Annotated in this window: 17 protein-coding genes; 11 read left to right on the top strand and 6 right to left on the bottom strand. The window is 65.5% G+C overall.

Features of this window, described 5'->3' with window-relative positions; translation table 11 throughout:
- Positions 1–129: 129 nt before the first annotated feature.
- Both XM53_RS12155 and rarD read left to right on the top strand, forming a co-directional pair.
- Positions 130–729, top strand: a complete 600-nt coding sequence (locus XM53_RS12155) for a superoxide dismutase (RefSeq protein WP_057793651.1) — start codon at positions 130–132, stop codon at positions 727–729.
- 73 nt (positions 730–802) lie between these two features.
- Positions 803–1,699, top strand: a complete 897-nt coding sequence (gene rarD / locus XM53_RS12150) for an EamA family transporter RarD (RefSeq protein ID WP_057793649.1) — start codon at positions 803–805, stop codon at positions 1,697–1,699.
- Here rarD and XM53_RS12145 read toward each other — a convergent pair.
- Positions 1,660–2,211: an LOG family protein gene (locus tag XM53_RS12145; RefSeq protein ID WP_057793647.1), complete on the bottom strand. Its 552-nt coding sequence runs from the start codon at positions 2,209–2,211 to the stop codon at positions 1,660–1,662. The two genes, rarD and XM53_RS12145, sit on opposite strands and share 40 nt — an antisense overlap.
- A gap of 99 nt (positions 2,212–2,310) precedes the next feature.
- On the opposite strand from XM53_RS12145, the gene XM53_RS23725 reads away from it, so the two are divergent.
- Complete coding sequence (locus tag XM53_RS23725) at positions 2,311–4,044, top strand: LysM peptidoglycan-binding domain-containing protein (protein WP_057793645.1); 1,734 nt, start codon at positions 2,311–2,313, stop codon at positions 4,042–4,044.
- Between the two features lie 114 nt (positions 4,045–4,158).
- Here XM53_RS23725 and XM53_RS12135 read toward each other — a convergent pair whose 3' ends face one another.
- Positions 4,159–4,284, bottom strand: coding sequence for an entericidin A/B family lipoprotein (locus XM53_RS12135; protein ID WP_057793644.1), 126 nt, complete (start codon positions 4,282–4,284; stop codon positions 4,159–4,161).
- A gap of 166 nt (positions 4,285–4,450) precedes the next feature.
- Between XM53_RS12135 and XM53_RS12130 the strand changes: the two genes are divergently transcribed.
- A complete protein-coding gene (locus XM53_RS12130) occupies positions 4,451–6,268 on the top strand; it encodes an ABCB family ABC transporter ATP-binding protein/permease (RefSeq protein WP_057793642.1) in 1,818 nt (605 codons plus the stop codon).
- A 391-nt stretch (positions 6,269–6,659) separates the two neighbouring features.
- Positions 6,660–6,878: a hypothetical protein gene (locus tag XM53_RS12125; RefSeq protein WP_057793640.1), complete on the top strand. Its 219-nt coding sequence runs from the start codon at positions 6,660–6,662 to the stop codon at positions 6,876–6,878.
- Positions 6,879–6,926: 48 nt separating this feature from the next.
- Here XM53_RS12125 and XM53_RS12120 read toward each other — a convergent pair whose 3' ends face one another.
- Both XM53_RS12120 and XM53_RS12115 read right to left on the bottom strand, forming a co-directional pair.
- Positions 6,927–10,904: an efflux RND transporter permease subunit gene (locus XM53_RS12120; RefSeq protein WP_082630964.1), complete on the bottom strand. Its 3,978-nt coding sequence runs from the start codon at positions 10,902–10,904 to the stop codon at positions 6,927–6,929.
- Positions 10,901–12,238, bottom strand: a complete 1,338-nt coding sequence (locus XM53_RS12115; RefSeq protein WP_057793638.1) for an efflux RND transporter periplasmic adaptor subunit — start codon at positions 12,236–12,238, stop codon at positions 10,901–10,903. Before XM53_RS12115 ends, XM53_RS12120 begins: the two co-directional genes overlap by 4 nt.
- 213 nt (positions 12,239–12,451) lie before the next feature.
- On the opposite strand from XM53_RS12115, the gene XM53_RS12110 reads away from it, so the two are divergent.
- The 4 genes from XM53_RS12110 (at position 12,452) to XM53_RS12095 (ending at position 17,643) form a co-directional block, all read left to right on the top strand.
- Complete coding sequence (locus XM53_RS12110) at positions 12,452–13,129, top strand: hypothetical protein (protein ID WP_057793637.1); 678 nt, start codon at positions 12,452–12,454, stop codon at positions 13,127–13,129.
- 55 nt (positions 13,130–13,184) lie between these two features.
- Positions 13,185–14,516, top strand: a complete 1,332-nt coding sequence (locus XM53_RS12105; protein WP_057793635.1) for a PQQ-binding-like beta-propeller repeat protein — start codon at positions 13,185–13,187, stop codon at positions 14,514–14,516.
- A gap of 84 nt (positions 14,517–14,600) precedes the next feature.
- Positions 14,601–16,067, top strand: coding sequence for a ribosome biogenesis GTPase Der (gene der / locus XM53_RS12100; RefSeq protein ID WP_057793633.1), 1,467 nt, complete (start codon positions 14,601–14,603; stop codon positions 16,065–16,067).
- A gap of 151 nt (positions 16,068–16,218) precedes the next feature.
- Positions 16,219–17,643, top strand: a complete 1,425-nt coding sequence (locus tag XM53_RS12095) for a calcium-binding protein (RefSeq protein WP_057793631.1) — start codon at positions 16,219–16,221, stop codon at positions 17,641–17,643.
- Here the strand turns inward: XM53_RS12095 and XM53_RS12090 are convergent.
- Positions 17,633–18,349, bottom strand: coding sequence for a tryptophan-rich sensory protein (locus XM53_RS12090; RefSeq protein WP_057793629.1), 717 nt, complete (start codon positions 18,347–18,349; stop codon positions 17,633–17,635). The genes XM53_RS12095 and XM53_RS12090 overlap by 11 nt on opposite strands.
- A gap of 148 nt (positions 18,350–18,497) precedes the next feature.
- Here XM53_RS12090 and XM53_RS12085 point away from each other — a divergent pair, with 148 nt between their 5' ends.
- On the top strand, positions 18,498–19,502 hold the full coding sequence (locus tag XM53_RS12085; protein WP_057793627.1) for a fatty acid desaturase: 1,005 nt from the start codon (positions 18,498–18,500) through the stop codon (positions 19,500–19,502).
- Entirely contained in the window at positions 19,499–19,888 is a 390-nt protein-coding gene (locus XM53_RS12080; protein WP_057793626.1) for a cupin domain-containing protein, read from the top strand. Before XM53_RS12085 ends, XM53_RS12080 begins: the two co-directional genes overlap by 4 nt.
- Positions 19,889–19,943: 55 nt before the next feature.
- On the opposite strand, the gene XM53_RS12075 is transcribed toward XM53_RS12080, so the two are convergent.
- Positions 19,944–20,285 carry a DUF427 domain-containing protein gene (locus tag XM53_RS12075; protein WP_057793624.1) on the bottom strand — a complete coding sequence of 114 codons (342 nt, stop codon included), beginning with the start codon at positions 20,283–20,285 and terminating at the stop codon, positions 19,944–19,946.
- Positions 20,286–20,353: the final 68 nt, after the last annotated feature.

Here is a 20,353-nt window from a genome sequence, read left to right as displayed (position 1 = left end):
CGCCGGGCAATGATCTGCGATGGCGCACAGCACGCCCGGAGCGCAGGAACAAAACATCAGCCTTGACGTTGATCCCTTAACGCTACCATGTAGTCGCGAAATATCACCTCAAAGAAAAGGGGGCCCGAAATGGCTTTTGAACTTCCCGATCTTCCTTACGCACATGACGCGCTTGCCGGCAAAGGCATGTCGAAGGAGACGCTGGAATACCACCACGACATTCACCACAACGCCTATGTCAACAACGGCAACAAGGCGATCGAGGGGACCGAGTGGGACGGCAAGTCCATGGAGGAGATCATCAAGGGCACCTATGATCCCAACGCCGTGGCGCAGTCGGGCATCTTCAACAACATCAGCCAGCTGTGGAACCACAACCAGTTCTGGGAGATGATGACCCCGAACGACAGCAAGATGCCGGGTGAGCTGGAAAAGGCGATCACCGAAAGCTTTGGTTCGGTCGACAAGTTCAAGGATGAGTTCAAGGCCGCCGGTGGCGGTCAGTTTGGCTCGGGCTGGGCGTGGCTGGTCAAGGACACCGATGGCAGCCTGAAGGTCACCAAGACCGAGAACGGCGTGAACCCGGTGTGCTTCAACCAGACGGCGCTGCTGGGTTGTGACGTGTGGGAGCATTCCTACTACATCGACTTCCGCAACAAGCGGCCCGACTACCTGTCGAACTTCCTCGACAAGCTCGTCAATTGGGAGAACGTCGCAAGCCGCATGTAAGTGCCTGCGACAGCTCACTGATTTTCAGCCCCCGGCCGATTGGCCGGGGGTTTTCTTGTCGGAGCCATCCCGCATGACCGAAACCGCCAAGGGCGTCGCCGCCATAATTCTGGCCTGTACCGTCTGGGGGCTTTCGGGCCTGTTTTACAAGCTGCTGGCCGGGTTGCCTGTGCTGGACGTGCTGGCGCATCGCACGATCTGGGGGGCGGTGTTCTTTATGCTGATCCTGAGCGTGCAGGGCCGGGTGGCGGTGCCGTTCCGGGCGTTGCGTGCTGGGCGCACGCTGCGGGTTCTGGCGGCGGCGTCGCTGCTGATCGGGTTCAACTGGATGTTGTTCGTCTGGGCCATCAAGTCGGACCAGGCGCTGGAGGCCTCCCTGGGCTATTACATCTTTCCGCTGGTCGTGGTGCTGTTCGGGTTGATGTTCTTTGGCGAACGGCTGGGCCGGGGCGAGACGCTGGCGGTGCTGCTGGCGGCGCTGGCGGTGGTGGTGCTGACCGCCGGGCTTGGCGTGGCGCCGTGGATCGCGCTGGGGATCGCGCTGAGTTTCGGCGCCTATGGTGCGGTGAAGAAGCGGCTGGACATGGGGCCGGTCGTGTCGGTGACGGCGGAATCGCTTTTGCTGGTCGGACCGGCGCTGGCATGGCTGGCGTGGTCGGCGGCGCAGGGCGGGGCGGTGATGGGCGGATCCTGGCCGCTGGCGCTGACGCTGATGCTGGCGGGTCCGATGACGGCGACGCCGCTGATCCTGTTCAGCTATGGCGCGCGGCGGATCGACCTGGCGAGCGTGGGGGTGCTGTCTTACCTCAATCCCAGCCTGCAATTCGCGGTGGCCGTCGTGATTTTCGCCGAGCCCTTTACGGGCTGGCACATGGTCGCCTTTGCCATGATCTGGGCCGCGCTGGCGCTTTATAGCCTGGCGCGCTGGCGTTACCGGCCCGTGGCGCCGAGGCCGTCCATCAGGTCCTGAACCGTGTCCACGACGGTGGTGTAGTCGCGCAGGGAGGCGTCGGCGAAGCCCTCGTCGATGACATGGTCGATAAGATGTATGAGCTTTGTCCAGTAGCCTTCTGTATTCAATAGGAAAACCGGTTTTTCATGCAGGCCGATCTGGCGCCAGGTGAGAACCTCGAAATACTCGTCGAGCGAGCCTGCGCCGCCCGGCAGGACCACCACCGCGTCGCAGTTCATGAACATGACTTTCTTGCGCTCGTGCATCGTCTCGGTGACGATGTAGCGGGTGAGATCGGTCTTGCCGACCTCCCATTTCACGAGGTGGTCGGGAATGACGCCGAAGGTTTCGCCGCCCGCGGCCTGGGCCGCGCGCGCCACGGCCCCCATCAGCCCCACGTCGCCCGCGCCGTAGACCAGCCGCATGTCGTTCTGCGCGAGGGCGGTGCCGAGGTCCGTGGCGGCGGCCTCATGGGCCGGGTTGCGCCCTTTGCGTGAGCCACAAAAGACACAGACGGAACGCTTGAACATGAAATCACCGATGGCTGGAGGGGCTTCTTTTGACCGTTTTAGCCGGTGTTGCTAAACTCTCGCAACCGCAGAGCTGTCGCGCGGTTGGGGGAAATGCATATGAGCAAGCTGTCTGGCATGGCAGGGGGGCAAGGGATCTGGATCGCCGGGGCGGTCGGGGCGGCTGTGGTCGTGGGCGGGCTGATCGCCGGCGGGGTGTTCGGGCCCGCTGAAGATGCGCCGCAGCCCGCGGGTCTGAGCGCGCCGGAGGTGCCGCAGGACGAGCAAAGCGGAGAGACCGCTGGGGCCGAGACCGGGACCGAGACGGAAGCGTCGGACGCGCCCGCCGAGGCCGAAGGCGATGTGTCCGCCGATACGGCAGAGACTCAGCCCACACCCGAGATGCCGGGGCCGCCGAAGGTGAATACCTTCAGGCTGGACCCGGATGGCCGGATGCTGGTGGCCGGGCGGGCCGAGCCGGGTTGGGAGACCGCGATCCGGCTGGACCGGGACGTGCTGCGCAGTTTCGTACCGGAGGGCAATGGCGAGTTCGTCGAGTTCGTGACGGTCGACCCGAGCGAGGAGCCGCGGATTCTGTCGCTGACCATGCGCTCGCCCGAGACCGGCGAGGACGTGGAAAGCGAAGGCCAGATCATTATCGCGCCGCTGCGTGCGGCCAAGCAGCCGGATGCGGTAGAGGCGGAGGCCGCGACGGCGGATACGGCTGCGATACCTGAGACGCCCGAGGCGGAGACCGCGGACCGGGCCGAGGCCGGGGCGGTAACGCGCCCGGCCGAGACGGATGATATGGCGCAAGCGCAGGCTTCCGAGCCGGTCGAGACCGCTGAGCCGGAGGAGACGGCGCGCCAGACCGTGGCGAGCGCGCCTGACCGCGAGGTCGAGACGGTTGCGCTGTTGGATCCGGCGGATGAGAGCGCCGACGCGGGCACGGGCCAGGCGGAAGTGGCGCAACCGGCGCCCGAGAGCGCGACCGGCGCGGAAAGCGAAACGGGCGGCGTTGCGGATGCCCAAACCGAGGCCGAGGACGGGCAGGACGGCGTGACCGAGGCGGGGACCGGGGCCGCCAGCGCGAGCGCGGACGACCCGCCGACGAGTGCGGCGACCGGCGCGGCCGGAACGGAGCGCGCCGCGGCCTTGGGGGCAGAAGATGACGCTGTGGACACCCTTGCCGCGAGCGGCGGGGCCGAGACGGGGCAGGGTAGCGACACGTCAGGCGCCGCGCAAACCGCCGTCGCCGCAAGCGATGGTGGGTCCGGCCAGGAGACCAGCGATCCCGCGCCCGGCGCGGCGGTGCTGATGTCTGACAAGGACGGCGTGCGGGTGATCCAGCCTGCGCCCGGAGACGCCAGCCCCGAGGTGATGTCGGTGGTGGCGCTGGACGCGATCAGCTATTCCGACACCGGCGGCGTGGAATTGTCGGGCCGGGGCGCGCGCGACGGGTTCGTGCGTGTGTATCTGGACAACACGCCGGTCACGACCTCGCGGATCGAGGCGGACGGCAGCTGGGACACCGAGTTGCCCGAGGTGGATACCGGCGTCTATACCCTGCGGATCGACGAGGTGGATGCCGATGGCAACGTCACCAGCCGGGTCGAGACGCCGTTCAAGCGCGAGGACGAGACGCTGCTGGCCGAGGCCACGCAGGCGGGCAAGCTGGTGCAGGCGGTGACGGTGCAGCCGGGATACACGCTGTGGGGGATCTCGCGGCGCAATTACGGCGAGGGGATCGAATATGTGCGGATCTTCGAGGCCAATCGCGACCGCATCCGCGACCCCGACCTGATTTACCCCGGTCAGGTCTTTACCATCCCCGACCAGGTGGCGGTGGAGTAGGCCCGCCAAAGGAAAACCCCGACGCGGGATCCGCGCCGGGGCCTTGTAACTTTCCCTGGCGAACGCCGTGATCGAGTTTGGATCGGGGGATCACGACGCCGCTTGAAAGAGGGCTCAATCGTTTTCTTCGGCCTCTTCCTCGATGCTGTCGCCGAGGTTGGACAGGTCGCGCCCGAACCCTTCGGTCGTCTCGCACGCGGCGAGGGCGAAAAGGGCGGTAAGTGCTGCGATGATACGCATTTTCTTTCTCCGTTCATAAGGCACGATGCCTGCCGTTGGCATTGTAACGCGGGCCGGCGGAATTGGTTCCGGCGTCCTTGCGGAAAGTGCGACAGGTCTGTGCGGTCCTGCCGCTGGTCTTGCGGGCGGGCTTGGCCTATGTCAGCGGAGGGACGAAGGAGATCAGATGCGGCGCAGACCCACGACAGCGACGGAAATGCCGGACAACGCGCTTCAGGTGATCCGGCGCGTGGCCCCGTACCTGTGGCCCGAAGGACAGACCTGGGCCAAGCGCAAGGTCGTGCTGGCGATGATCGCGCTGGTGCTGGCCAAGGTCGTGGCGGTGGGCACGCCGTTTTTCTACAAGGCGGCGGTGGATCAGTTGGCTGGCGAGGGCCGGGAGGCGGCCTGGATGCTGGGCGCAGGCGCGATCGGGCTGACCGTGGCCTATGGCATGGCGCGGCTGATGAACGTGGGCTTTCAGCAGTTGCGCGACGCGATATTCGCACCGGTGGCGCAGCGCGGGCTGCGGCGGCTGGCGCTGGAGACGTTTCAGCACATTCACCAGATGTCGATGCGGTTTCATATGACGCGCAAGACCGGGGGGCTGAGCCGGATCATCGAGCGCGGTGTGAAAAGCGTGGAATTCCTGCTGCGGTTCCTGCTGTTCTCGATCGGGCCGCTGATCCTGGAGCTGCTGATGATCGGCGCGGTGCTGTGGACGTTGTTCGACTGGTCGTATCTTGCCGTGGTGATGGCGGTGATCGCGGCCTACACGATCTTTACCTTCAAGGTGACGGAATGGCGCGTGAAGCTGCGCCGGCGGATGAACGATCAGGATACCGACGCCAACCAGAAGGCGATCGACAGCCTGCTGAATTTCGAGACGGTGAAGTATTTCGGCGCCGAAGGGCGCGAGGCGGCGCGGTATGACCGGGCGATGGAAGGGTACGAGAGCGCGGCCTTGCAGACCTCCTATTCGCTGGCTTTCCTGAATGTCGGGCAAAGTTTCCTGATCACCGGCGGGCTGGTGGCGGTGATGGTGATGGCCGCGGTGGGCGTGCAGAGCGGTGACCTGACGGTGGGCGATTTCGTGATGGTCAACGCCTACATGATCCAGATCACCATGCCGCTGAACTTTCTGGGTACGGTCTATCGCGAGATCCGGCAAAGCCTGGTGGATATGGCGCATATGTTCGATCTGCTGGAGCAACGGCCGGACGTGACCGACGATCCGGATGCAAAGGACCTGAAAGTCGACGGTGGGTCGGTGCGGTTTCGCGACGTGTCCTTTGGCTATGACCCGGAACGGCCGATCCTGCATGGCGTTTCGCTGGATGTGGCGGCGGGCGAGACCGTGGCGCTGGTGGGGCCGTCGGGGTCGGGCAAGTCCACCATCGGGCGGCTGCTGTTCCGGTTCTATGACGTCAGCGGCGGCGCGCTGGAGATCGACGGGCAGGATGTGCGCAGCGTGACCCAGAAGAGCCTGCACGGCGCCATCGGGGTGGTGCCGCAGGACACGGTGCTGTTCAACGACACGATCGGGTACAACATCGCCTATGGGCGCGACGGGGCCACGCAGGCCGATATCGAGGCGGCGGCGCAGGCGGCGCAGATCCACGCGTTCATCGAAGGGCTTCCCGAGGGCTATGACACGCAGGTGGGCGAGCGTGGGCTGAAGCTGTCGGGCGGGGAAAAGCAGCGTGTGGGCATCGCGCGGACGCTGCTGAAGGATCCGCCGATCCTGTTGCTGGACGAGGCCACCAGCGCGCTGGATACCGAGACCGAACGCGACATCCAGGACGCGCTGCGCCGTGCGGGCGAGGGGCGCACGGTGATCACCATCGCGCACCGTCTGTCGACGGTGGCCGATGCCGACCGCATCGTGGTGCTGGAGGACGGCCGGATAGTCGAGGAAGGCACCCATGCCGAGCTGTTGGCACGGGAGGGGCGCTATGCGGGTCTCTGGGCGCGGCAGGCGAGCGAGCGAGAGCGGGCCGCCTGAGGACAGAGCGCGCCGCGTGCCTTACTGTCGCCATGGTTGTGACATATTGATTTTGGCACTGAAGATGTCACGAGGTGGCGGATGCCCGAATCATCGTTTCCGACGAGGCACGACGCACGGGCGCTGCATATCAGTGTACTGGCGCGTTGTGCCGGCAAGAGGCCGAGGTTGCCGGTCGGCGATGGTCAAGCCGGTGGACTCCGGACCGCACGGCTTGCTGTCCCGAGGGTGACGAAACTTTTCTGGATTTTGGGGTCATTCCGATTATTTCACGGTGGAAGAGGTCTGACGACTCGCGTATGTGCGGGGCTTCGCGGCCCCTGTTTTACAAGTGTTCTTCTGGTTTTGGTGCGAGCGGTCGACGCTGGAGACGCACAAGGCAAGGGGTAACATGCGCCGCGGGACGATCCTGTATTTTTCGCAAGATGGAAGCATTGCCCATATCTGGTCGGATGAGCCGGGGAATCCTCTTTTCCGCGCGCGAGAGGCCGATTTTCCCGAGCTTTGGCAGAAGCTTGAGGTCGGGACGGTCGTGTTGTTCGTCGGGGGCGGGCCGGATGCGGACCAGGGCGTCATGTCGCTGGACCTGTCGACCGACGCGAAAGGCTGAGCGCGCCGTGATCTGACATGGTGGCGCGGGGTGCAACTTATGGGAGTGTCATTCGGCGGCGCGCAGGGATTTGTCCTTGGGCGGCGTGCCGTCGTCGTCATCCGAGCCCTCCGTCGCGGCCTTGCGGGCCGCCAGCACGCCCTTGACGTCGTCGAGCGCCAGTTCGGGCTGGCTCGTGTCGTCCTCGTAGGCGGTGTCGGGGATCTCTTCGGTCCAGATAATCTCGGGCGCGCGGACGCGGGCGGCCTGGCGCGACAAGGCCCAGTCGCGGGCGGCGCGGCTGGTGCGGCCGAAGGAGAGCTTGGCCAGAAGCTGCGCCCCCCAGGCGACATAGGTGGTGGCCCAGATGCGCAGCGCCAGCATGGAAGGCGTGAAGACAAGCGTGAGCACGGTGGCGATTCCGAGGCCGAAGACGACCGCGGTGGCCAGCTGTTTCCACCAGAGCGCGGTTGGGCTGTTGAAGGTGTAGCCGCCGGCGAAGAAATCGAGGCTGAGGCCGAACATCATCGGCGCAAGGCCCGCCATGGTGGTGATCGTGGTCAGCAGGACGGGACGGATGCGCGCCTCGGCCGTGCGGGTGATCGCCTCGATCCGGGGCATGTAGCGGGAATATTCCTGGTAGGTGTCGATCAGGACGATGTTGTTGTTCACCACGATGCCCGCGAGCGCCACGATGCCGGTGCCGGTCATGATGATGGAAAACGGCTGGTTCATCACCAGCATCCCGATGAGGACGCCGGCGGTGGAGAGAATCACGGCCAGAAGCACGAGCACGGCGTTGTAGACCGAGTTGAACTGCGCCAGCAGGATGATGAACATCAGCCCCAGAGCGCCAAGGAACGCCTGTTGCAGGAAGGCGCCGGATTCTTCCTGATCTTCGGCGTCGCCGGTCCATTCATAGGAGACGCTGCGCGGCATTTCGGTGCTGTCGAGCCATTCGGTGAGGGTCGCGATCCGCTCGTTGGCGGTGAGCGGCGCTTGGGTTTCCTCGCCGTTCTCATTGGTCTGGGTGACCGTGAGGCCGTCGGTCACCGCGGCCTTGACGTCGAAATAGCGGGTCTGGTCGACGCGGTCGATCTGGGCCAGTTTCGGCACCGGCTGTCGGGTGATGAAGTTCGAAAGCGGCACGAGGCCGTCCTCGGTGCGGACCTTGAGCGTGTCGAGGGTGGAGAGCACGCGGTCTTCGGCGGGCAGGCGGACGCGGATGTCGATTTCCTCGTCCGAGGAGGGCACGCGCATGGTGTCGAGCAGGATGCCACGGGTGACGAGCTGCACCATGGCGCCGACGGTGGCCACGTCGGCGCCGAAGCGGCCGGCCTTTTCGACGTCCACGTCGATCTGCCAGTCGATGCCGGGCAGGGGCAGCGTGTCCTCGATGAGTTCCAAGCCGCGGGTTTCTTCGAACTTTTCGCGGGCGCGGGCGGTGAACTCCTGAAGCTCCTGCCAGTTGTCACCCTTGAGGCGCAGGTGCACGGGCTTGGCCGAGGCGGGGCCTTGTTCCAGCGACAGGATCTCGACCTTCATGCCGGGGATTTGTTCAAGCTGTGCGGTCAGCTGGTCGATGGTGCGCTGGCCGTCCGCCACCGGGTCGTTCACGCGGCGCTGCACGTCGAAGTCGAGGATGGGGACGGTGAACCACGTCTCAAAGGTGGTCGGGCGGTCCTCCCACTTGATGAGTTCGAACTGGACCTGGCCTATGGTGTCGAGCGGGGGCTGCGCGCCGCCGGTGTTGTTGTTCAGGCCGCCGTCGCCGGCGAAGGAGAAGGCCGAGAGGACGTTGGGGTGTTCGAGCACGACCTGTTCCGCCTCGCGCACCAGCGCGTCCTTCTGGCCGATCGAGAGGTTGCCGCGGGCGCGGACATAGACGACGGCGTTCTCGGGTTCGGAGGCGACGAAGAACTCGGTGCCGTTGTTGTTGTTCACGTAATACATCAGCACCGTGCCGACGAAGACGAAGATCGCGCAGAAGGCCACCAGCGGCATGACCGGGTTGGCGGCGATGGCGTGGATGACCCAGCCGAAAGGCGAGCGGCGGTAGCCTGCGTCGATGCGGTCGGCGCGGCGCTGGCGGGTGTATTGCCGGATCGCGATGGCGGCGAAGACGATGAGCGCGAGCGCGATGGCGGCGGGCCAGCCGATCCCGGAGGCCCAGGCAGCGCCGATGGCGGCGGCGGCGAAGATCAGGCCGCGCGCGGCGGGGAAGGGCAGCTTGCGGGCCTGCCAGTCGTCGAGGCTTTGCCACAGGAGCGACAGGCGGCGGACGAGGGCCAGCGCGCAAAGAAGCGCAGTGAGCGCCCCTGCGAGGGCCACGCCACCGGCGATGACCATGCCGAGGCCGAGGCCGAAGGCGGTGAGTAGCGATGGGATGACCGAACCGAGGATGTCGCCGCCGTCCATGCCCGCGAATTGCGCGCCGGCCTGCTGGGCCAGCGGTCCGATGGCCTGTCCCGCGAGCATGAGCGCGCCCACGGCCAGCACCGCGAGCGCGATGTGCAAATACCAGTGGGTCGTCGCGATGGCCTCGATTCGCTGGGTGAACCAGCGTTCGATGCGGCCCATGACGCCGCCCATGACGGGCAGGTACACGAGCGCGACCAGCAGCGAGGCCGACAGCACGAAGATGAGCGTGACGGGCAGCATCATCATGAACTGCCCCGGCACGCCGGGCCAGAAGAGCATCGGCAAAAAGGCGCAGAGCGTGGTGGCGGTGGAGCTGACCACCGGCCAGAACATGCGCTTGGCGGCGGCCACGTAGGCGTGCATCGGGCCTTCGCCCTCGGCGATCTGCTTGTCGGCGTATTCGACCACGACGATGGCGCCGTCCACCAGCATCCCCACGGCGAGGATCAGGCCGAACATTACGATGTTCGAGACCGGCACGCCCATCACGGCCAGAAGCGCGAAGCACAGCAGGAACGAGGTGGGAATGGCGAAGCCCACGAGCAGCGCGGGACGGATGCCGAGTGCGGCCAGCGTGACGATCATCACCAGCGCGATGGCGGTCAGCACCGAGCCTTCGAGCTGTGAGACCATGGAGGCGATGATGCGCGACTGATCGTTCGAGGTGTCGACCTGCACCGCGACCTGAAGCTCTGACGGCCAGTCATCCTCGGCCTCTGCCACGACCTCGCGGACGAGGGCTGTGGTGTCGATGATGTTGAAGCCCTTGCGCTTGACCACTTGCAGGGCGATGGCCGTCTCGCCGTTGTAGCGCGCGGTGCCGACGCGGTCCTCGAACGTCAGGTTGATGCGCGCGAGATCGCCCAGCGTCACGACACGGTCGCCATTGGTCTTGACCGGCAGGGCGTAGATGTCGCCGGTGTCGTCGAAGGACGAGGGGATCTTGACCGAGAACGCACCCTGCGCGCTGTCGACCTCGCCCGCCGCGATAAGCTGGTTGTTGTTCTGGACGACGTTCAGAAGCTCGCCCGCGGTGACGTTGTAGGCTTCGAGCCGCAGGGGGTCGATGACCACCTCGACCATCTCGTCGCGGTTGCCGGCGATGCCGGCCTCGAGCACCGGTTCCAGCCCTTCGAGGCGGTCCTGCAGGTCCTTGGCGATGCGGGCCAGCGTGCGTTCGGGCACCGGACCGGAAAGCGACACGATGATGATGGGGAATTCGGAAAAGTTGATCTCGTTGATCGTGTATTGCTCGGCGCCTTCGGGAAAATCGGCCTCGGCGGCGTTCATGGCATCACGGACGTCGGCCATGATCTGGGTCTTGTCCCAGCCGAATTCGAATTCCAGCGCCACGCCGGCATAGTTTTCGGCCGCGGTGCCGGTCATTTCCTTGAGACCGTCGAGATCCGACAGCTCGGTTTCCATTGGCTTGACCAGAAGCTTTTCGGAATCCTCGGCCGAGATGCCGGGGAAGTTGACGGACACGAAGAGGGCCGGGATCTCGATATCCGGCTCACCTTCCTTGGGAAGGGAGATATAGGCGGTGGTGCCCGCGACGATGGAGAGGATGATGAAGGCGATCACCATCCGGGCGCGGGAGGCGGCCCAGTCGACGATGCCGGTCATTGGATCGCCTCGCGGTAGGTGGGTTTGACGGGCACGCCGTCCGAGACGAATTCCTGCCCGATGATGATGACCTCGGAGGTTTCATCCAGGCCGGTGACGAAGACGCCGGTGGCGGTGTCGCGCACCAGGGTGACGGGCTTGAACTCTGCGGTCTTGTCGGGGGTCACGATGCGGACCCCGAGCGCGCCGTCATCGTCGAGCGTGAGGGCGGATTGGGGAAGAAGATGCGCCTTGAGACCTTCGGACTCGATGTTGATCTCGGCGGTCTGGCCGTCGCGCAGGGCGAGATCCTCGTTCGGGACGCGGATGTCGACGCGGAAGGTGCGGGTGGTGGGATCGGCGGCGCGGGAGATGAATGTGACCTCGCCTTCGACACTGCCGCCTGACGCGAGCCGCGCGGTCGCGGGTGCACCGAGCGAGACCTTGCCGATCTCGGTTTCGGGGATGTAGCCCACCAGCATGATCGGATCGAGCTGGATCACGGTGGCGCAGAGCGTGCCGGCCTGAAGGAAGCTGCCAAGCTCGGCGGTGTCGGATTCCAGCAGGCCCGAGAACGGCGCCTTGATGGTCAGCCGGTCGATATCCTTGCGGGCCGAGGCCACGGCGGCCTCGGCGCTTTGGACGCCCGAGCGGGCGGCCTCGATGCCCGCGGCGGCGGTTTCCTCGCCCGACTGGGCGGCCTTGAGCGCGGCCTCGGCGCTGGTGATCTGGGCCTTGGCGCCTTCGACGGCGGCGCGGGTCTGGGCCACGCGGGTCTGCGAGGCGAAGCCGTCCGTGGAAAGCGTTTCGGCGGCGTTGGCGTTGATCTCGGCCTCGTTCAGCACGGCGCGGGCCTCGACCAGGCGGGCGCGGCTTTCCTGGATGCGGGCCTCGGCCTCGGGAACGGCGGCCTCGGCCTCGGGGATGCGGGACTTGGCCTCGGCGAGACGGGCCAGCGCCTCGGCCAGGTTGGCCTCGCGCGTGCCGGGGTCAAGCTGGCAGAGGGTTTCGCCCTCTTCGACGAAGGCGCCCTTGCGGATAGGGTCCGAGACGATCTGGCCGGAGGTTTCGGCGCGCAGTTCGACCTGGCGGTCGGCCTCGGTCTGGCCCCTGACGGTGACGGCGCTGTCGATGGTGCGGGCGGTGGATTTCAGGGCGACGACGCCGACGGTGCCGTCGCGTTCCTCGGGCGTCTCGGCCAGCGGATCGGCCGCGTCGGTGTCCGGCGTGACGGCCTCGGCCAGTTCGGTGTCCTCGACCGGGGCGAAGAGGGCGGCGATGCGCTCGCGTTCCATCACGAGCGCATAGATGGCCGCGCTGACCAGGATGGCGGCGAGGATGGGAAACAGTCGCATGGAAAGGCTTTCTGGACGTCGTCTAATCTAGTTTACAGGGACGTGACCCGGCAGGCCATGCGTCTTTATAGCGAGATACGCTGAACTATCCAGTTCAGATTAGTTCTTTTCCGCGGAATGTTCAAGCCGGTCCGACGACACGCGCCGCGCGCCCCTTGGCAGGGCCGGACCGACACGGTAAGAGGGGCGAAATCGTAAGGAAAGGCGTGCCGAGTGAGCCAGTCTGACAGCTTTATCGACGAGGTGACCGAGGAGGTCCGCCGTGACCGGTTGTACCGGAATTTCAAGCGGTATGGATGGATCGGTATCCTGGCGGTCCTGTTGCTGGTTGGCGGCGCGGCCTTCAACGAGTGGCGCAAGGCGCAGGAGCGGGCCGAGGCGCAGGCGCTGGGCGATGCGATCATCGCGGCGCTGGGCGAAGAGGATCGCGCGGCGCGCAATGCGGCGCTGGACGCCATCCAGACCGAGACCGGCGGCGCGCGGGCCATCGTCGGGCTGCTGGCCGCGGGCGAAGGCGGGGCCGAGTTGGCCCCCGAGACCGCCGAGCAGCTGTTGACGCTGGCAGATTCGCCGGATGTGCCGCTGGTGTACCGCCAGATCGCGACCCTGAAGGCGGTGGCGCTGCCGGATTCGGGCCTGAGCGCCGAGGACAAGCGCAGCCGGCTGGAGGGCATGGCGGCGAGCGGCGGTGTGGTGCGCCTTTTGGCCGAGGAACAGCTGGCGCTGGTCGATCTGGCCGAGGGAAACCGCGACGCGGCGCTGGAGCGGTTGCGTGGCATCTATGAAAGCGCGGAAGCCACAGCGGGCTTGAATCGGCGCGCCGAGCAGTTGATTGTTGCGCTGGACGGTGACATTGAAGAAGAGCCGGACGGCGCGGCCGACGGCAACTAGGCGTGACTGCGGCCCAAAGGGGCCGGCGCGAGGACAAGTACGGGGGCGACCAGCGGTGAAGACGTTAGCGGGAGTGATTGGCCTGAGTGCGCTGTGCCTTGTCGCGGCCTGTACCAAGAAGGAAAACATCCTGACCGGCGAACGGCTGGAGGTGAACGAGATCCTTCAGACCGAGCAGGGCGAGCCGGACCTGGCGCCGCAGACGGTGTCGGGCAGCGTTCCGCCCCTGGCCCTGCCGGCGGCGCGCAGCAACGCCAACTGGACCCAGAGCATCGCCAACGCGCGCACCCGGGTGGCGCATCCGGCGCTGCGCGGCGCGCCGCAACTGGCCTGGACCGCCAATATCGGACAGGGCGACGGGCGCAAGTCGCGCATAACCGCCGATCCGGTGGTGGGCGGAGGCCGTGTCTTTACGCTGGATTCCCGTGCGCAGGTGACGGCGGTCAGCACGGCGGGACAGGTCATCTGGACCCGCGACCTCGTGCCCGAGAACGACGGCGCCATCGACGGCAGCGGCGGCGGCCTGGCCTATGACAACGGACAGCTGTTCGTCTCGTCGGGCTTTGGCCTGCTGACTGCGCTGGATGCGGCCACGGGCCAAGTGCAGTGGCAGCAGAACCTGCGCGCCACCGGATCGGGCAGCCCCACGGTGGCCGGGAACCTGGTATATGTGGTGGCGGGCGACGAGTTGGCTTGGGCGCTGGACCGCACCGACGGGCGCATCGCCTGGCAGATGGAGGCGCGGCCCGACATCCAGAACGTTCTGGGCGCGCCGTCGCCGGGCATTTCGGACAAGTTCGTGGTCTTCGGCTTTGGCTCGGGCGAGGTGCAGGGCGCGTTCCTGCAAGGCGGGCTGCGGCGCTGGACGACGCAGATTGCGGGCCGGCGGGAGGGCTATTCCAGTGGCCAGATCGCGGACACGACCGGCGAGCCGGTGATCGACGGCAACACGATTTTCGCGGGCAACCATACCGGGCGCACCGTGGCACTGAACCTGGGCAATGGCGAGCGTCTGTGGACCGCCGCCGACGGGCCGCTGAACCGGGTGTGGCCGGCGGGCGATTCCATTTTCCTGGTGTCGGACCGCAACGAACTGCTGCGACTGGCCAAGTCCGACGGGCGGCGCCTGTGGGGCGTGAAGTTGCCGTTCTTCACCAAGTCGAAGCCGCGCAAGCAGGCACGGATCTTTGCCCATCACGGGCCGATCATCGCGGGCGGGCGGCTGATTATCGCGTCGAGCGACGGGCTGATGCGGTTCTACGATCCGACCAATGGCGCGGCGCTGGGACAGGTGCAGATGCCGGGCGGAGCCACGACCAACCCTGTGGTTGCCGGAAACACGCTTTATGTCGTGTCGTCGAAGGGCCAGTTGATGGCTTTCCGTTAAGCCGGACTTGGTGTAACAGGGCGCTTTCGCGGGGGTCCTGATGCGCAGGATCCGCGCGGTTCATCCGATCCGGAGCCTGACAAGATGAGTTTCACACTGGCCATCGTCGGCCGCCCCAACGTGGGCAAATCCACGCTGTTCAATCGGCTTGTGGGCAAGCGGCTGGCGTTGGTTGACGACCAGCCCGGCGTGACGCGCGACCTGCGGGAGGGCGATGCGCGGCTGGCTGACCTGCGGTTCACAGTGATCGACACCGCCGGGCTGGAGGACGCCACCGACGACAGCCTTGAAGGCCGGATGCGCAAGCTGACCGAGCGGGCGGTGGACATGGCCGATGTGTGCCTGTTCCTGATCGACGCGCGGGCAGGGGTGACGGCGCTGGATGAGATGTTCGCCGAGATCCTGCGCAAGCGGGCCGATCACGTCTTTGTCGCCGCCAACAAGTCCGAGGGCAGTGCCGCCGATGCGGGTGTGCTGGAGGCCTACAGTCTGGGCCTGGGTGAGCCGATCCGGATGTCGGCCGAGCATGGCGAGGGGATGCACGACCTTTACACCGCGCTGTTGCCGCTGGCCGACGGCTATGCCGAGCGGGCCGAGGCGGAAGCGCCCGAGGTGGACGTGGCCGTGGACGAGGACGGCGAGGCCGACCCCGAGGGCGTGCGCAAGCCCACCAAGGCGCGGCCTTTGCAGGTGGCGGTGGTGGGGCGGCCCAACGCGGGCAAGTCCACGCTGATCAACAAGATCCTGGGCGAGGACCGGCTGTTGACCGGCCCCGAGGCGGGGATCACGCGGGATGCGATCTCGGTCCAGATGGACTGGGACGGGCTGCCGATGCGGATCTTCGACACGGCGGGAATGCGCAAGAAGGCCAAGGTGCAGGAAAAGCTGGAAAAACTGTCGGTGAGCGACGGTTTGCGCGCGGTGAAATTCGCCGAGGTCGTGGTGGTGCTGCTGGATGCCGCCATTCCGTTCGAGCAGCAGGATCTGAGGATCGCCGACCTCGCCGAGCGCGAGGGGCGCGCTGTGGTGGTGGCCGTCAACAAGTGGGACATCGAGGACGACAAGCAGGGCAAGCTGCGCGACCTGCGCGAGGCGTTCGAGCGGCTGCTGCCGCAGCTGCGCGGTGCGCCGCTGGTCACGGTTTCGGCCAAGACGGGCAAGGGGCTGGACCGGCTGCATGCCGCCGTGGAGAAAGCCTATGACGTGTGGAACCGGCGGGTCAGCACCGCGCGGCTGAACCGTTGGCTGACAGGCGTGCTGGAGGCGCATCCGCCCCCCGCACCGGGCGGGCGGCGGATCAAGCTGCGCTACATGACCCAGGCCAAGACGCGGCCCCCCGGTTTCGTGGTGATGTGCAGCCATCCCGACAAGATGCCGGCAAGCTATTCACGCTATCTTGTCAACGGGTTGCGGGACGACTTTGACATGCCGGGCACGCCCATCCGGCTGACCTTGCGGTCGCAATCGGACAAGAACCCCTACAAGGCCAAGAAGAAGGCCGGTCCGTCGAAGCTGCGCAAGCATCTGGGTAAACCGCCTCGAAATTCCTGATCATTTTCACCTGTTGTGAAGGTTTCTGGCTTGACTTCAAGCCCTGCAACCTTAGCATTTGGCAATGACTTAGATGATCAAGCTAAAGTTGTAGATTTATTGTGCGCCTCACCTGTTAAGAGGTCTTCTCTTACATAGGTGGAAAGGTGCTATGTCGACATCCGTCAAGGGTACGCAAAATGGCGAAACGATCGTCACCGTCCGGAACGGCTCCGGCGACAATTATGGAACAGCTGCCGAGATAAGGAACCCCGATTCCTCGCAGATCCACGTTTGGGGCGAGGCCGGTGACGACACGATCGAGATCGCATTCAATGACATCACGGTGTTTTCCAAGGGGCATCACGTACGTGGCGACCAAAAGCGGTTTAGCGGCGGGCTTTTCGCCGACACGTTCGTGTTCACGGATCTTCATGAGGTCAGCAATGGCGCGGTGATCACCGGGCGGATCGAGGATTTCGACCCCAGCCGCGACACGTTGAGGATCGGAACGGATGAGATCGACCTGTTTGCCGGGCAGGGTGTTGCAGGCGGATACGCGTGGAAGCTGGTCCATTACGATTCGAACCCGGCCGACGATGCCGACAGTGAACAGCCCTTTCTGGTGATCGATACCGGCGACGGTTTCGCCTTTTATGCGATGGAAGGCGCGCGCGTCACGATGGATAACTCAGTCGGCGCTGAAGAGGCCGCGCAGGAGGACCATTTCGTGAGAGCGTTGAACCTGCCGGCGGATCCTTGGGCGCTGCCGGTCGTGGCCTATGTCGATCCGGTGAATTTCGTGCCGGCAGGATACGTGGCGCAGGGCGGGGTGACGATCAACGACTATGACGATGATCCGGCGGATGTTCTGGCGATCATTGCCGGCAGCGCCAACGGCGACCTGATCGCCGCCGGACTGAACGACGATCATGTGCAGGCGCTTTGGGGCAACGACGTGGTCTGGGGCGGGGTAGGCAACGACACCATCGAGGGGGATGTCGGTTTCGACCTGCTGTACGGCGGCCCGGGCCACGATCTGTTGCAGGGCGGCGACCAGGCGGACAACCTATACGGTGACGATGGCGACGATGTCCTACATGGCGAGCACGGCTTTGACCGGCTGTTCGGTGGAGATGGAGCCGACCTAGCCTTTGGCGGTGCGTCAGGCGATGCCCTTTTCGGTGAAGGGGGAGACGACACGCTGCACGGCGGGGAAGGTGATGACCGCCTGTTCGGAGGACACGGCAACGACGAGTTGGCAGGAGACCGCGGGGCCGATTTCCTTTCTGCCGGCTCGGGCTTCGACAGGATCGACGGCGGGCCGGGCGACGACCTTCTGCGCGGCGATCTCAATTGGGATGTGTTCATTTTCGCGGATGGTCACGGGCAGGACACGATCGCTGATTTCGAGGCGTTGAACCATTTTGAAAGGATCGACCTGTCGGCGTTGTCCGGGATCGACGGTTTTGCCGACCTGGTGGAGCAAATCCGGCAGGTCGGCGCGAACGTCGTCATCGAGACCGGTGACGGGAGTTCGATCACGCTGCTGGACGTGTCTCTGGCGGATCTGAATTCGGACGATTTCATTTTCTGAGGTGCCCGGAACCCGAACGCAGGGCAAGGATCACGAAGGCCACGAGCCCGGCCCCGCACAGCGCCAACACCGGCCAGTTGGCGGGGTCGGCATTGGCGACGGCGATTCCGATCAGGGCCCAGATCACCGAGGCGGCGTATTCCGTTGTGTCGGGGCGCAGCGTCAGCAGGGTGGCCGCGAGGAGGAGGGCGAGCGCGATCATGGCCAGGGCGGCGGTTTGTTCCGAGACATAGCCGTAGCCCGCCAGCAGCAGGCCGAGCGCCACGCAGGCGGCTGCCGTCAGCCAGCCGGTATAGAGCGCGATGGGCGTGCGCAGCCAGATCCTGTCGCGGCGCCCCATGCGCAGGAAGGCCAGTGCGGCGGTGGCCCACATGATCCAGATGAGGACGGTGGCCCAGGCGGGATTGATATTGGCCACCGGGATCCAGGCCGCCCCGATGACGAGGCTGGCGATATAGGGCCAGCGCATGGTGTCCCAGGCGGGATCGTCGTAGCGGTTGAGCAAGCCGAAGAGCGCCCCGGCGAGAAGCCAGATATAGATCAGGCCCCAGATCGAAAAGGCATAGCCGGCGGGCTGCACCGGGGGATTGTCCTGCGGGATCGGGAATTGCCCGGCGCTGAAGCCGTTGAAGCCCGAACTGTAGACCGGGGACAGCGCGAAGAGGATGGCGGCGACGAGCGCGAAGACGGCCTTGACCTTGTGCATGATGCCTCTCATTTTTCGGTGCGGGAGGCGGCCCCACGGAAATTCGCTGCCGCCCCTTGCAAATGACTGAAATAGTTTCAAATTGATCCTGTAAAGGGTATTTCTGGTTACGTTTTTTGGGATTTTTTGCCTGTGGAGGCGTTTTGCCATGACAATCCGCGATTACCTCAGGGAGTACACGCGCAAGTCCGACGGGATGGGCGCGCTGAGCTATGGCGCGAGTTTCGCGGTCTATATCGCGGCCTTGGGGCTGGGCGCTTGGGCGTGGCCCGCATGGTGGGCGGTGGTGCCCTGCGTCGTCATCCTGGCCTTCGCGTCGGTGCGGCTGTACGTCCTGCAGCATGATTGCGGGCATTATTCGTTGTTTGCCACGCGGTGGCTGAACGACGTGGCCGGGCATGTCCTGTCGGTGTTTTCGCTGACGCCTTACCGGGTGATGCAGTTCAATCACAACCAGCACCATGCCTATCTGGGCAATCTGGAGCATCGCGAGACCACCGAGGTCTACACCATGACCTTGCAGGAATGGCGCGACGCAGGGATCTGGACGCGCACCTGGTATCGCATCTATCGCAACCCCGTTGTGATGCTGAGCCTTGGCGGGATATATGCCTATTTCATCGCCTATCGCTGGCCGGTGAACACGCGGCGCGTGGGTCCGTGGGGCGTGGTGGCGCATAACATCGCCGTCGCGGCCTATGTCGCCCTTGTCTGGGCGCTGCTGGGCGTGCCGGGGCTGGTGGTGCTGGGGGCGAGCGCGGTGCTGGCGGGGGTGATCGGGGTGTTCCTGGTCTATTTGCAGCATAATTTCGAGGACACCTATTGGGACCGCAAGCCAGACCTGGATTTCCGCCGCGCCACGCTGGAAGGCTCGTCCAGCCTGGACCTGGGGCACTGGTGGGATATCGGCACGGGCAACATCGCCTATCACGACCTGCACCATTACAATCCGCAGATCCCGTCCTACAACCTGCGCCGGGCGCAGAAGAACCTGCCCGACGACCTGCGGGTGCATGACGAGATCCGCTGGCGCGAGGCGCTGGCGAGTTTCCGGCTGAAGCTGTGGGACGAGGAGACCGGCAAGCTGGTGCCGTTTCCTCGCCGGGCCCTGGCGCGCGGGGTGGCGGCGCGGCTGGGTGCCGAGGGCGGATGATCGCGGCTCGCGACAGCGCGGAGCATTACGTCTGGGGCGCGGGCTGCGACGGGTGGGTTCTGCGCGGGGGCGAGGACCTGTCGATCATCGAGGAACGGATGCCGCCGGGCACGCGGGAGGAGCGGCATCTGCACCACGGGGCCGAGCAGTTCTTTTACGTGCTGTCCGGGACGCTGACGTTGGAGGTCGCCGGTGCGGTGCATCGGCTGACCGCGCGGCAAGGCATGGCGGTCGGCAAGGGCGTGGCCCACCAGGCCCGCAACGAGGGGGATGCCGAGGTCTTCTTTCTGGTGATTTCGGCCCCGACAAGCCGAGGGGACCGGCAGCGCGTGAAAGAGGGGCCGTCGGGCGAAGAGTCTTCCCAGCACAGGTTTTGGGGGGCCTGAAATTCTTCGTACGAAGAATTTCAGGTGAGATTATTCGTACGAATAATCTGACGCGTCAGACCTGTTCGACGGTGACGTCGTCGGAGGAATAGAACGCAAGGTGGTCCTTGATCCGGGCCACGTCGGGCTTGGGGTCCTCGTAGCTCCAGGCGGCGTTTTCCAGTGTCTTGCTCTTGGTGACGATCGAGAAATAGCTGGCCTCGCCCTTGTGCGGACAGGTGGTGCGGTGGTTGCTTTCGTCGAGGAAGGCCATGGCGATGTCTTCGCGCGGGAAATAGATCACGTCGTTCAGGCCGTCCTCGGCCAGAACCAGCGCGTTTTTGCTTTCGACCAGTACCGCGCCGCCCGCGCGGACCGTCCATGTGCCGTCTGCCTTGTGGATCGTGATCTTCGCCATGTCTTTTCCTTCCCTCTTGAAGCCACTTTAGGCACCGGGACGGGGCCCGGTGTCAAGCTGTTGGCCTG

It is taken from the genome of Roseovarius atlanticus, assembly GCF_001441615.1.
Taxonomy (GTDB): Bacteria; Pseudomonadota; Alphaproteobacteria; order Rhodobacterales; family Rhodobacteraceae; genus Roseovarius; species Roseovarius atlanticus.
The sequence above is the reverse complement of the archived record's forward strand: the minus strand, read 5'-3'. Positions and strand labels throughout refer to the sequence as shown.

Coding starts and splice junctions, on each gene's coding strand:
- XM53_RS12155 (WP_057793651.1), top strand. CDS start 130: ATGGCTTTTGAACTTCCCGATCTTCCTTACGCACATGACGCGCTTGCC.
- rarD (WP_057793649.1), top strand. CDS start 803: ATGACCGAAACCGCCAAGGGCGTCGCCGCCATAATTCTGGCCTGTACC.
- XM53_RS12145 (WP_057793647.1), bottom strand. CDS start 2,211: ATGTTCAAGCGTTCCGTCTGTGTCTTTTGTGGCTCACGCAAAGGGCGC.
- XM53_RS23725 (WP_057793645.1), top strand. CDS start 2,311: ATGAGCAAGCTGTCTGGCATGGCAGGGGGGCAAGGGATCTGGATCGCC.
- XM53_RS12135 (WP_057793644.1), bottom strand. CDS start 4,284: ATGCGTATCATCGCAGCACTTACCGCCCTTTTCGCCCTCGCCGCGTGC.
- XM53_RS12130 (WP_057793642.1), top strand. CDS start 4,451: ATGCGGCGCAGACCCACGACAGCGACGGAAATGCCGGACAACGCGCTT.
- XM53_RS12125 (WP_057793640.1), top strand. CDS start 6,660: ATGCGCCGCGGGACGATCCTGTATTTTTCGCAAGATGGAAGCATTGCC.
- XM53_RS12120 (WP_082630964.1), bottom strand. CDS start 10,904: ATGACCGGCATCGTCGACTGGGCCGCCTCCCGCGCCCGGATGGTGATC.
- XM53_RS12115 (WP_057793638.1), bottom strand. CDS start 12,238: ATGCGACTGTTTCCCATCCTCGCCGCCATCCTGGTCAGCGCGGCCATC.
- der (WP_057793633.1), top strand. CDS start 14,601: ATGAGTTTCACACTGGCCATCGTCGGCCGCCCCAACGTGGGCAAATCC.
- XM53_RS12095 (WP_057793631.1), top strand. CDS start 16,219: ATGTCGACATCCGTCAAGGGTACGCAAAATGGCGAAACGATCGTCACC.
- XM53_RS12090 (WP_057793629.1), bottom strand. CDS start 18,349: ATGCACAAGGTCAAGGCCGTCTTCGCGCTCGTCGCCGCCATCCTCTTC.
- XM53_RS12085 (WP_057793627.1), top strand. CDS start 18,498: ATGACAATCCGCGATTACCTCAGGGAGTACACGCGCAAGTCCGACGGG.
- XM53_RS12080 (WP_057793626.1), top strand. CDS start 19,499: ATGATCGCGGCTCGCGACAGCGCGGAGCATTACGTCTGGGGCGCGGGC.
- XM53_RS12075 (WP_057793624.1), bottom strand. CDS start 20,285: ATGGCGAAGATCACGATCCACAAGGCAGACGGCACATGGACGGTCCGC.